Here is a 12,744-nt window from a genome sequence, read left to right as displayed (position 1 = left end):
ACACAAAAAGAAACCGGAGTATATAACCACCCCGGTTTCTATATTTATTGCTATTATTTATACTATATACGCATTATGCAAATACATTCTTCTTCTCGGCAATGAAATCTCCAAGTGCCGGAACGTCTATAGTATTGTCTGTCAGGTCGAACAATGGATCTGCGGCCTTAACCTTGATCATTGTATATACAGGAACTGTCTTGCCCTGGTAATATACCTCCACAACGATGTATGTGTAATTTCCACCATATGGTGCATAACACGAATCATCAGGTGTAAGGGCTGTACCATTGCCATTTCTCACAATATCCTTTATATCGCCTGCAATTGATGTTAACTTGGCTGTACCAATCTTATCGTATGACTTAATCATCTTATCAGTATTCTCTGTATAGCTTGGTCTGATTGAGTAATCGGAATCATCGTAATCCAGATCATAGTAAATGTTAACCTTTGTTACCTTTGTCTTCTCCGGAATTCCAATCTTATAATCAAACTCAGGATCATCTGTCTTTGAGTCAACCTCACTTACATATACAGTCTTTCCTGATGAAGCAAGTGCCTCTGCATCCTTTGGAAGCTCATCCTCTGCAGCCCATGTCTGCTTTGGATCGTAACACTTGATAGTTGGCATCTCTGGTACTGCTGATGCACTGTTTACAATAACGTTGATGAACAGCTTTCTCTCATCATTGTTTCTTGTACGTCTACCTGTAACTGATGAATGTCCGGCACCACAATATGTGATCGCACCACTGCCATAAGCTGTAGTGTAGATGAAGTAAGCCTCCATTGCATCTCCAGGATCCGCTGCATACTTTGATGAACGCATCTTACTGTTCGATGAGTTATTTGAACCTGCAAGAGTATACCATACTGTTATGTTGTCACTCTCAAGATCAAGTGCAAATGCCTGCTGATGTGTACCCGATATGTTCAGTGATGAACTTATGTTGTATGGATACAATGTTACAAGACCTGAGTTAAGCTGTGTAGCCTTAACTGTCTCAGCACAAGCTGACTGATCCTGGTTTGAAGCCTGTGACCAGGCTGTTGCTGCCTTATATGACTCCTGTGCATATACATATGGAAGTGTAGTTGTTGCACCAGCCATATTACCATTGTAGTAAAGTGCTGTCATTGCAAGTGCACTTACATATACCTTCTTATCTTTTCCAAGATATGGCTGCCAGTATGCGTTCTTCTCAACAAATACATCCATAATGTTAGAATTCATACTGTTCAGTAATCCTTCGCCTGCAGTAGGATTATTTGCATATGGTGTCAGGTAATACAAGCTGCTATCCGGTGATGTATATGTCACATCATCAACTGTTCCATCTGCTGTGTATGTAACTTCCAGTGTACTTGTATTAACAGAAGCCTTGCTGTAAGAAACACTCTTAACGTTATACTTACCAAGCTTAAGTGGATTGTCATACTTAACAACATTGTCTGTTATATCAACATGGAATCTGTTCATTCCTACTACTGATAAAAGTGACTTTGTAAGGTTAACTGCACCTGCATTTGCATATGGTGACATTGAATCATGGAAGAAGAATAAATCTCCTCCTGCTGATACATAGTCAAGTATGTACTGACATGTTTCCTTCTTGAAGTCAACCTTAAATCCACCAAATGAATCCGATGGTCCAAGAACAAGTATTGAGTACATGTTCTTCATAAAGCTCTTACCATATGAACGTCTGAGGTAAGTATTGTACTTATCCTTTGCCTCAAGTTCTGCGTTCTTTGCTGTCACATAATCTGAATAATACTTAGCAAAATCAGCTCCGAAATCATCTGACATCTTTCCTGCTTTGAAGTCACCCTCACAGTGATTCATTGTGTTGTACTTTGGCCAGAATATCAGATAATAATCGCCTGTATCCTGCATATACTGAAGGACTTTCTTTGTCTCTGCATTGCTTGTCCTGAAATTATTGATAAATGTACTGTAATTTGTAGTTCCTGTATATTTACCATCAATATAGTCTATTGCATTCTTGAGATAGTTATCAAGAATCTTCTTTGGCGTTGCAACCTTTGCTGACGCTGCTGAATATTCTGTAAGTGCAACAGCGGCAAGGCTCTCGTACTCTTCCTGACTATGTCCATCAACCTTCTCACCCTTGGCAAGCTTCTCAGCCTCTTCTACCATAGTATCAAGGCAATCATACTGAGCATCTACTCCATCTCCTGTCTTGAATGAAGCTCTATCACTTGAAGCAACCACAAGATCAAGATTTATGTCATAATCCTCTGAAAGCTCATCTGCAAGATTCGAATAATAATCATCCGCATCTGTGTTTGTATCAAACTCATATACGCCGAATCTGTTTTCATGTCTTCCAAGAACTGCATACTGAGTAGTTGAAGCGTTATCAAGCTCTGCCATGTTTGCAAATACATTGTACTTTGCAATCTTGTGAGCTGTCTGTGACTCAATATCAAAGTAAAGTGTATCAGTTGCTCCCCATGAGGTTGCCGTCTGTCCCTCTGCCATTGTCTGAACCTGAAGAACATTTATCTCACTCTTTGATACATTATTGTTTACTATCTTGCTGAGACCTGTAGAAGAAGCAACTATATTGCCATCCTCATCTGTTATCTCAAGATACCATGCTGCTGATCCAAAGAATTCTGAGTCAAGCGCTACTGTCAGTGATTTCTCCTGACCATTTGTGATCTTGTCCTCAAGACAATAATCACCGCCGCCCTTCTCGAACTTTGTATTCTTATCAACATCTACAAACAACTTGTAGTTATATACTGACTTGTCACCATCAACCTGGAATGTAAACTGTAGTCTGTTGGACTTGATATAAGTCTGCTGTATTCCCTGCTGATATGTAACTGGTTTTGTAGTGATAGTAAGTCTTGTTCTATGTGCACTTCCTGTCACCAGTCTGTTAAGAGATGCTGAAGTTGCATCATCATAGACTACCTTGTAATTATAATATACAGTATCTGTTCCCGGACGCTTATACCATGACTGATCCTGTACGTCTGAGTCCATATAATCAGTTTCCTTGAACTTACCTCCAGCAAGTGACTGAACACGCTTTGTCCATAAACTGTTACCGTATATTCCATCCTTATCACTTATATACTGTGTTGCATCCTTATCGAATCCCCACAGAATATTTGATCCATTTGCTCCTGTATGTCTTGCATAGAGAGTATCTACCAACTGATACATTCTTGATGATGGATCGAGATAATAATTCTTTCTCTCAAGCTTTCCATCTTTATACCAATATCCCTGAAGGAGCTCAGCCTGTGAAAGCTTATCACCATTTGCATTTGTACCCTGCATATTCTCATATACGCTGGTAAGCTCATCACTTATGATCATCGGTCTGCCTGATGCCATGTATGTGAGAAGCTCCTGATACTTTGTGTTTGTCAGGTCGTTACCATTCTCTGCAAGATATGTTGTTGTGTAATACTTGTCACCAACCTTTGGTGATGCAAGCATATTTGTTGATCCTGATATAGGTGCTGTATCTGGGCTATATGTAGATGCATTCATCAACTGACTGAGTGTACCTGTGTGGTAATACATGATGAATGTTGGGAATATCTGATATGTGTAACCCGGCGTAGCATTACCGATATCATTCTGTCCTTTGTACATCTCCGCTGGATTTCTATCCATAGCACTTATATCGCCACCGATATATACCAGATCGTATGTCGCTGCTATATCTTCCTTCATACCAATGAGCTGCTCGGTCGAAACCTGAGTGAGCTGAATATCTCCAATGGATATTCCATCGATAGCATACGCTATCTTCGCCTTGGTAAGATCAAAATCATAATACTCTGTTCTGGCCGCAAGCTCCTGTTTAGACTTACCACTTACTACATCAGATGGAACTGTATAATAGTTTCCTGTTATTTTAGTTGTTCCATCACTTCTTGTTGTATAAGCTGTACTTACGGTATCCTGAAGTGCTGCCACCTCAAGATCAATCGGATAATCCGGCTGAATCTCAAGTACCTTGAACTTGTTATCAGAACCATCGCGATACACACTGGCATTGATAACATCAGCCACTGCCTTTGCCGATGGTGAATCAACTACCGGAATGGTTGGATCTGAATCATCGCCACTGCCATCTCCTGAGCCCTTTCCGTCACCGGCCTTAGAAGAAACTATAAAATACTGTCCACTCTCGACTGCACTGCACAGATCCTTGAATACCGCTGTGCCTATCTCCTTGTTATATGTACCCTTGTCAATAAATACAAAGTCATACTCTGAGAGATCAAGCTTATCATAAGTACCATTCATGAATACTGCCTGGGTTTCGAGATATTTGTCATGCAGACCAGTAACATACGAAACAACCTTTGCCGCATCTGAGAAATCCAGATTAGTATATACAAGATCACTCTTATACTCATAATTGAGATCTGCATTACCAACATTCTCCTGGAAATCCTGATATGTAACTACAACATTCTCATCTTCTGTTCCTGCTGCGTCTATTCTGTATGTGTATCCTGATACATTGTCCTCGTCAACTGTCTTAATATTGAAATCATACTGATAATCAGTATCACTTCCGTCAACAAGACCGGAATTATCAGCTACTCCAACCACAAGATCATCATAAGAGAACTGGTCATCACTGACATCTCCTCCAACTACAACCTTGTAGCTATATTCAGGGCTGAGTCTGTCAAAGCTGTATGTGTATACAGTCTCCATAACTGTGTTGCCATCAGCATCCTTTATCTCCTGACCATTCTCGTCAAGTTTCGGAACCTCTTTCATCTCAAGAGGAGCCTTCATAAGAATATCTACTGATGTTCCTGCCAGATTAAGCTGTGTTCCATTTTCTACTACAAGATATGCATACATATCTGCTGCTGGATCCACTGCATCACCTGCATCATCAGTACATCTCACTGTACCGGAAACTGACTTTGTCTTGACATCCTTATAGTATGATGTTGCAAAGTTGACATTCTTAAATGCCTTACCGCCATTGGTCATCGCCTCTACAAGATCGGCACTGTCAATGAGATAAACATCAGCACCACTTGGCACATATCTTGAAAGACCTGTACCACTGCTTGAAGTACCATTCGCATACATATGTCCTGTCAGATCGCTGTTTGGAGCCTTCTGTACAGATTCCCATGTATTTGTCTTCGCATTGAATGTGTAATCAGCAGAAGCCATGTCTCCACGTGTAGCACTGCTATTCTTCTCTGTGATTTCACTGAACATTGCACTGCCGGCTCCGTCCTCTGAAATCACAAGTATCTTGGCATTATCAAAGTTCCACGACTTTCTGTCTCCTGTAAGACCTGATCTTGAACCAGCCTTATCATATGTGGAATCCTTGATATTATCCGGTATGTTACCATCAAGGAAATCAAGTATTGATACACCCTCATACCACTTATAGTATGTTCCATAGTTAAGGTAATCGCTACCACCCTCGCTGGCTTTTCTCTCTGCCTGAAGAATAAAGTCAGAGATCGTCTTTGTTGTCTTGTTTATATCAGGAGTCGTCTTGTTATCATCTGCCTCCTGATAAAGTGTCTTAAAGAAATCCGGCTCTGTAACAAGGACATTATCATATCTTGCCACAGCACCCTTAGTGATCAGCTTGTATGCAAGTGCACCCATTCTGTAATCATCATTATTTCCTGTTATAAGCTCTGGCTCTGATGTACACAGAGTTCCTGTACACAATGCTATAGGATGTGAGTTTGCTGTAGCATACGCATCCAACCAGTTATACAGATCCTCGCTTATATCATTTGCTTTGCTGGCATAATCGCTGGCACCATTCGCCCAAATATATATGAAATCCGCCTGATTGAGGATTCCCTGGGCTGTTGTATCCATGCTGTTCAGCTCGCTGACTGTACAAGTTGTAAGAGTCACCGCACCGGCAGCCATGTTATCGCTTATCGTCTTATATCCATTGAACACTGCAAGTCTAAAATACTCACCTGCATACACATATCTCCAGAGATATGTTGTTGAATCGTATCCTGTCAGCTTCTTCGCATCACCTGAAAACTTGCTATCAGTGACGGTTTCCTTCAGCTTCTCATCCATATCTGCATTACCACTATATGAATCAGGTACTATCTGGACGATTCTGAATTTGTCCTCTCCTGTCTGTTTCTTGCCAGCATCGTTGGAGTTCTTGACTGCCAGATCGATATTGGACAATCCTGTCAGACTTGTAGATTTGCTTCCGCTGCCGTTCGCATCACTCAGGGAAGCCTGAGAATCGGAGTTAGCCAGTGTATAATTCACAAATATAGAGCTGACTACAAGTGCGAATATAATAGCTATAGATGATAAGACTATTTTTTTATTCTTAAACACTGTATTTTCCTCCTCTATTAATCCCACTCATGCTTCTTGAGCACGAATGAATTTCTGAGTCCAACTACACTTGTTACTTTATATGTCTCTTTTGTTTTTGTGTCTTCAAATCCAATAATCACTGCAACACTATTGTCTGCAGGATTGACCTGAAGCTGAAAGCTTTTCACGTTGTTAGCAAGCACTGTACCTTTCTTGGAGCTTGCATCCACATACTTTGTACACGATGAAAGCACCGCCTGTGCCTGATTTACCTTTGCTGAATCGCTGCTCTTGAGATCCTGCTTTGCCTGATTAAGCGTTTCATCACTCATCTCCTGTCTGAAAACATACAATTTCTTGTCTGTCTTGCTGTAGGTAATCGTACAGAATGCAGTCTTATCTAGCTCAGATGAATACTGAACCCACAGATAATCAGCATCTATAAATGTGTGCACATCCTCTGAAGCACCAGCGCCGCCAAAAGGCTTAACATCCGCTATATCATAGCTATTGCTTTTTTTCTTTATCACACCGCTATCTGACACTATATCCTGGATTACATCAGCAACGCCTCCCTGCTTACGGAGTGTGCTTCCCGATCCTGCGGATTTCACATACGTATCCTCAGGAACAATAAAGCTTCCTGTAACCTGAGTGAATGATGTTCCAGTCTGTACGTAAGCAGTTCCATCAATCTTGATATCACTTGCCCCCATCAGTATGTCTGCTATCGCATCATATGTCTCAGTCGCCTGAGACTGAAGCTTCTGTCTGGACGACTGCTTCTTATGTGACGCAACAGTTGTAGATATAAGGGACATGACAGCAACCATGAATATTCCCAAGATTGCCATATACAGTATAAGCTCTATGAATGTGAAGCCCTTGTCTTTATTTCTACATATCATTCTTCACACCCCCTAATTCTTTCCATATGTATGACCGCCTGTATACTGGTTCAGGTTGACCCTTCCAACAGTATTGTTGCTGTTATACTTGCAGAAACGATACTCTCCATATCCAGTCAGCACCTGACTGTCAGATTTCCTGATAATAATAACCTGCTCTGAAAGAGGAGTAGTCACTGAATCTGCATCGTAATCGTCAGCATAATATATCGTAACTCTCTCCAGCACCTTGTCAGGTGCAGATGAATTAGCAGTAAATGACTCCGCCCTTCCATCAGCGCATATACCATAGAAAATATCGTAATTAGCACCATTCTGGACTATCCTTACCGCCTCTCCACTTTTTTGCGTCCTAGTTCTCATCTCAAGCGCCGACAATTCACTGTCAAACTTCTGCAGTGAAGCAGTTGCCTGAGACGCTCTTATTGATGATATAGTGAGAAAGCCCACGCCTGACATTACTGCAATTATAGCAATAACAATTATCATCTCTATAAGCGTGTATCCATTATTTGATTTTATACCATTCTTCATCAGCTACACCCCCTATTCAACATTCTTCTTCCAGTTCTGGAATACAAGAATATCTTCGTATGAGATGTCTGATATTGATGCTCCTGTTACCTCTGTGTTACCTTCGCTCTTGGATGATGTATAGTTCTTCAGCACCTTTGTTGTAAGCGTATTGAGCTTTTCGTCTGTGCTCTCTGAACACTGTTCAAGAAGATTTGCAACAAATGCAGCGTCTGCTGATATTGACATATTATGGTCAATTATAAGCTTTGATCCAGTGATTATCATACCTCGGAAGCTCTTAACATTCTCATCAAATCTTACATTACCACCGGCAATTATAATTCCCTGGAATGATCCATCTCCATTGTTTGGCTGGAGCTTAACATCACCAGAATTGATAACTATGGTTTTAGCCTCATTATCTGTTGCATTTCCAATTGTCTTCTCAATTGAAAGGTTTTTGCTGAACACATACGCCAAATCAACGTAGTGGTTTAAAGGAGTGATACTGTAATCATATGAATATGTATCTCTATCCTTATCATATGAGCTTAAATATCCTACCGATGAGGAAGTGTAATTAGCTATTTCCCACGCATTCTGTGTACGCTTTGTTTTATCATCCACATTGTTAAGAACCGACAGATGATCCTTCATATTAATATACATATATGAAAGGAATGTGCTTGTCTGTTCTTCGTCACTTGCAGTTCCTGAACCAGCAAGCTTAAGTGCATCCGCCTTGAGATCATTAAATGCCTTTTTATTGTTGTCTGTGCCCTTGTTTCCAAGAATATTAGTAAACACCTTGCCTGTTGAAACATTATCAAGAGCTGTAGCCACATCCATTGTGGTAGTTGTGGATGCTCTCAGGAACAGCGAATCATCGTTATTCTGATCTGTGACAGCACCACTTGCATTTATCTTGCCCTCTGCCGGAAGAACCAGCTTAACCTGGAACTGCTCGTACTTCTGTACATTATAAAGCTTGCTGCTTATCTCATCGCCATAATCCTGGAGAAGCTTATAATATTTCTCAGCAAATTTCTCTGCATTGCTTACATTGGATGAATCCTTTCCATCCTCAATATACAGATAATAATAATCATGTCCTGAAACAGTCTGCTTAATAGCTGTTACGCCCTTTTCTCCTTCTGTAGCAAGATCCTTGAGGAAATCATCATACAGATCAAGTATGTTCGCATCTGCCTCAAATGTCTTTGGGAACTGAAGTGTAACTGTAGTGATTCCTGTGTCAGGGTCAACCTTCTCAGTGTTGTTCACTACAGACCACTGGGTAAGGAACATAAGCTGATTTGTCTTCACATCAAGAGACTGTCCTGTAGAATAATCCTTCAGTGTTGTGAATGCGTAATCTGCATTCTCATCAACTGTTATATTCTCATCGTCCTCAGGAACACTTGAAGCAGCAATCTTTGAGAATTCGATATATGACTTACCTGCTATATACAGTGAATTAAGATCCTGTAAGTCAAGTGTTGAATTCTTACCATTTACAATAATTGCACTATCACTAAAGTGTGATCTGAGCTTATATCCTGTTGCAAGATATCCTTTTTGTCTGAGATAATTCAGACTTCTTGTATCCTGTGCATTGTAGCTATATCCAAAATAACTTCCCTGAGTAAATTTCAAGCTTGCTTTCTCTGCATTAAGCTCTGTATCATCAAAGATATACGCATCTGCAGAAGCTTTCAGTGAGCCTCCGTCTTTTCCTCCAATGACGATATTATCTGCCCAAAGCTCTGATAAAGTCTGTGTACGACCTGACAGATTTATCTCAGCTCCGTTATATGCGGCAAGAGAACCTGAACACACAACCACATCTGAGTTGAGTGTAAGTGTGGAATTCTTACCATTTACAAATATTCCTGAGTATGCACTGCTTTCCTTTGTACCCCACATTGTGGTAGGCTTACTCTCATATTTGTTCGTAACCTTTGTCTCGGCTACATCATTATAATCCTTATTGTAATAATCGCTTGCTGCGTAGATGTTACCCTTAACCTGTGCGTCGGTTGTCCGGTTGTCGTTGTCCTCTCCTACCTCGACACCCATATCCGCAAGTATCGCATATTCATACAATGTATTGTTTGATACACTGCTTGTATCAAATGAAACATTGTACTCAGGCTCCGTGAGAACAATGTCCGTAGTGATAGACTGCTCATAGGTTCCTGCTGTTGATCCCTGCAGATCCACACTTCTCTTAACACACACATTCTTGAATGTGACAGACTGAACCTTGTCATTTTCGTAACCCGACTGCTTCTCCGTCTTAATTCCTCCATTATTCTTATAATACTGAGTTGTTGTCTTGTTATTAACATCAGTATATATAAGCTTCATGTTCGATGTATCAAGTCTGACACCATCCGGATTGTCCACCGCATCATACTCATTAGATATGAAAGACTGAAGTGTATCTGTCACGTTCTTAAGGCTCTTATAGTTTGTATCTGCAACAAAGCCTGTCATGAAAAGCTTTTTGAAAAGCTCATTTGCCGATTTATTGTCAAGGGTAGTATACGCCTGAGCCTTAGTATCATACACAACAACCAATTCAGCCGTAGTTGTGTACGCTGAATAAAGGTGCTCATTGGTCGCTGCGCCTACCCCCGCATACATCTCATCAAGTGCAGTTTCTACCTCATAAAAGTTATTCAGGGAATTCAGCTTATAAAACTTGAGCTTGTATGTCATCATAGCTCCCATAAGTATCGCTGAAGCAAGAATGCACATAAATGTGGTTGCGACTATTACAAGGACGAAACTTGAACCGTGATCATCGTTATGCCTAAGCTTTCGCTTTAATCTCTCAATCATCTGTTACTTCCCCCTTGTTCCAGTAACCGTCGTCTTGTTTCCTTTACTATCTGTCAAAGTAACTGTTATATCGTACATATATACACTGTCACTCTGATCCTCTGTCAAACGAGCTACAGGATAGTCAGAATTAACATTGTCAAAATCAAAGTTGGCATATACATTAAGATCTGACGACTTTGCTCCCGCTGCCAGCTTAAGTCTCACCTTGACATCTGACATCTTGGTGTTCTTTCCTGCATTCGTATATGTAAGATCATCAACGTTCGCCACATTGAACTGCTCACGTATGATCTTCTTGTATGTATCGCTGAGCTCTGCTGTCGTCTCGAATACATACACATCCGCCTTCTCAGATATTCCTGAATTATCCACCGTTATGGTATCTGTCGTACAGTATGAACCATTGTATATCGCCGGAACATAGAGAAGATACACAGGTGGCAGACCATTCGTAAACTCCTGCTTGTATACTATTCCATCACCATATAAGGTGGTAGGCTTGTATACATTTTTGCCTGAGCTCTCATACTGTGATCTGATAACTGAGACCGTTGTATAATCTGTGTATTCCACATAACACTCAACTGTATATGTGGATCCCAGCTTTGATATCTTGATCTTGGTATTCTTCTGGAAATGATCCTCATTGAATGTTCCACCACCGGAAAGATAATGGTTGTACTGCACATCATACTTTCTCAGCACGTCAAGCTTCGCATCCAGGAAATACTGATATGCGAGATTATCAAGATTGTTGCCTGTTGCGGCTACATTATAGGTGGCACCTATAATGATAGCCGACTGTTTGCTGTCCAGATTTCTGATAGTTCCCGATTCCGTAGCATTAGTCTGTATGGCGCCACTTTCATCGCTCTTGAATGTCGCACCACCATCAAGACCTGCAAGCACATATCCATTCTTAAGAACCTGATATGCCGCATCATTCACATCCACCTGACAGGTGTAGGTCTCATAAGATTTTCCTATGGATACATCGTTGCAGGTATAGGTTGTGTCCGAATATTCCGCCGTTTTAGAATTCGGCAATGTAATAGACTTTCCCGATGGTGTTCCCTTTGTAAAGGAATATGTCTTTGTTCCATTGCCATCAGGAATATTCACATTTCCTGACAGATCAGCGGTCTTAAAGATCTCCATGATCTCCTCAGCCTTCTCGACTGCATACTGCTTCTTCGTCGATGTAGTACCCGTCTTCGTGGCTGTGATCAATGCATTGGTTATCGGATAGATCAGAATGGCAAATATGGCAGCAGCGATTATAATCTCTACTAAACTAAATCCTTTATTGTTTGATTTAACCATTTATTTGTTCACTCCATTTAAGTGTATGCATCTACTGGGCTGTTGTTGTGGTCGTAGTCGTAGTAGACTTTACTGTTGGGTTTCCAAAGATGTTGTTTGTACCTGTCTGTACATTCACATCTGCGTGATCTGTAGTTCTGTCATCACCGTTTACTGCATATGAGGTTATAGTCATATCTCCCTCATACTTTCCTGTCTGTTCGTTGAATGCTATAGTGACATCGTCAAGAGTCATTCTGTAATCACCATTCTTGATGTAGTCGATGACATCCTTGATATCCTTGTAGTCTCCCTCGTATGTGACAGGGAATGATGCTGAATAGCAGTTGTAACCTGATGCTGTAGCTGCTGACTCATCTATAGTCACGTCAGATGCTGCTGCATCTGTTGAAGCACTTGAATTATCAGCAACGGTAACGTCGCCCACAGCGCCTGCGCCAAGTGTATAGAAAAGTGTCTCCTCACCCATTGTTACACTAGGAAAGTTGAACTTATACTTATCCTTTACACCCTGTAAATACATGATCGTGTTATCCTGATACAGCTCTGATGGAAATTCTGCAAGAACAGCCTCATAGTCTGCCTTGTACTTCTCAGTGTCAGCTATGTACTGCTGTCTGTTCGCATCCTTCTCAAGCAGGCTGTTGTAATATGTCTGTCTCTCGTTGTACTGACTCTCAATACTCTTCTTGTCATCGAAATTGCCCATGGCAAGAAATCTTATAGGAAGCACTAAGATAGCAATTCCCAATAAGAATAATAATAGATTTCTCTGTCCCTTTGTGATTGAATCCATGA

6 protein-coding genes are annotated in these 12,744 nt (G+C 40.8%); all 6 read right to left on the bottom strand.

Features of this window, described 5'->3' with window-relative positions; all coding sequences use genetic code 11:
• Nucleotides 1-73 precede the first annotated feature (73 nt).
• The 6 genes from ABUA34_RS01640 to ABUA34_RS01615 are packed head-to-tail and all read right to left on the bottom strand — an operon-like array spanning nucleotide 74 to nucleotide 12,742.
• The gene (locus tag ABUA34_RS01640) at nucleotides 74-6,367 is read right to left on the bottom strand and encodes a DUF5057 domain-containing protein (protein WP_349818529.1); all 6,294 of its coding nucleotides are present in this window, start codon (nucleotides 6,365-6,367) and stop codon (nucleotides 74-76) included.
• Between the two features lie 17 nt (nucleotides 6,368-6,384).
• Entirely contained in the window at nucleotides 6,385-7,257 is an 873-nt protein-coding gene (locus tag ABUA34_RS01635) for a prepilin-type N-terminal cleavage/methylation domain-containing protein (RefSeq protein ID WP_022216704.1), read from the bottom strand.
• 12 nt (nucleotides 7,258-7,269) lie between these two features.
• On the bottom strand, nucleotides 7,270-7,791 hold the full coding sequence (locus ABUA34_RS01630; protein ID WP_022216705.1) for a prepilin-type N-terminal cleavage/methylation domain-containing protein: 522 nt from the start codon (nucleotides 7,789-7,791) through the stop codon (nucleotides 7,270-7,272).
• A 12-nt stretch (nucleotides 7,792-7,803) separates the two neighbouring features.
• The gene (locus ABUA34_RS01625; RefSeq protein WP_349822750.1) at nucleotides 7,804-10,620 is read right to left on the bottom strand and encodes a hypothetical protein; all 2,817 of its coding nucleotides are present in this window, start codon (nucleotides 10,618-10,620) and stop codon (nucleotides 7,804-7,806) included.
• A 3-nt stretch (nucleotides 10,621-10,623) separates the two neighbouring features.
• Nucleotides 10,624-11,946: a prepilin-type N-terminal cleavage/methylation domain-containing protein gene (locus ABUA34_RS01620; RefSeq protein WP_349822749.1), complete on the bottom strand. Its 1,323-nt coding sequence runs from the start codon at nucleotides 11,944-11,946 to the stop codon at nucleotides 10,624-10,626.
• 31 nt (nucleotides 11,947-11,977) lie between these two features.
• The gene (locus ABUA34_RS01615) at nucleotides 11,978-12,742 is read right to left on the bottom strand and encodes an acylphosphatase (RefSeq protein ID WP_117874719.1); all 765 of its coding nucleotides are present in this window, start codon (nucleotides 12,740-12,742) and stop codon (nucleotides 11,978-11,980) included.
• Nucleotides 12,743-12,744: the final 2 nt, after the last annotated feature.

This window comes from Coprococcus sp. RTP21428st1_C9_RTP21428_210409, from assembly GCF_040227395.1.
In the GTDB taxonomy this organism is placed as follows: Bacteria; Bacillota; Clostridia; order Lachnospirales; family Lachnospiraceae; genus Coprococcus; species Coprococcus aceti.
Note: the sequence above shows the minus strand (reverse complement) of the source record. Positions and strands in the feature narration are given on the sequence as shown.

What these genes read in the sequence shown, in the direction of transcription:
- ABUA34_RS01635 (WP_022216704.1), bottom strand. Translation starts at nt 7,257, where the DNA reads ATGATATGTAGAAATAAAGACAAGGGCTTCACATTCATAGAGCTTATA.
- ABUA34_RS01630 (WP_022216705.1), bottom strand. Translation starts at nt 7,791, where the DNA reads ATGAAGAATGGTATAAAATCAAATAATGGATACACGCTTATAGAGATG.
- ABUA34_RS01625 (WP_349822750.1), bottom strand. Translation starts at nt 10,620, where the DNA reads ATGATTGAGAGATTAAAGCGAAAGCTTAGGCATAACGATGATCACGGT.
- ABUA34_RS01620 (WP_349822749.1), bottom strand. Translation starts at nt 11,946, where the DNA reads ATGGTTAAATCAAACAATAAAGGATTTAGTTTAGTAGAGATTATAATC.
- ABUA34_RS01615 (WP_117874719.1), bottom strand. Translation starts at nt 12,742, where the DNA reads ATGGATTCAATCACAAAGGGACAGAGAAATCTATTATTATTCTTATTG.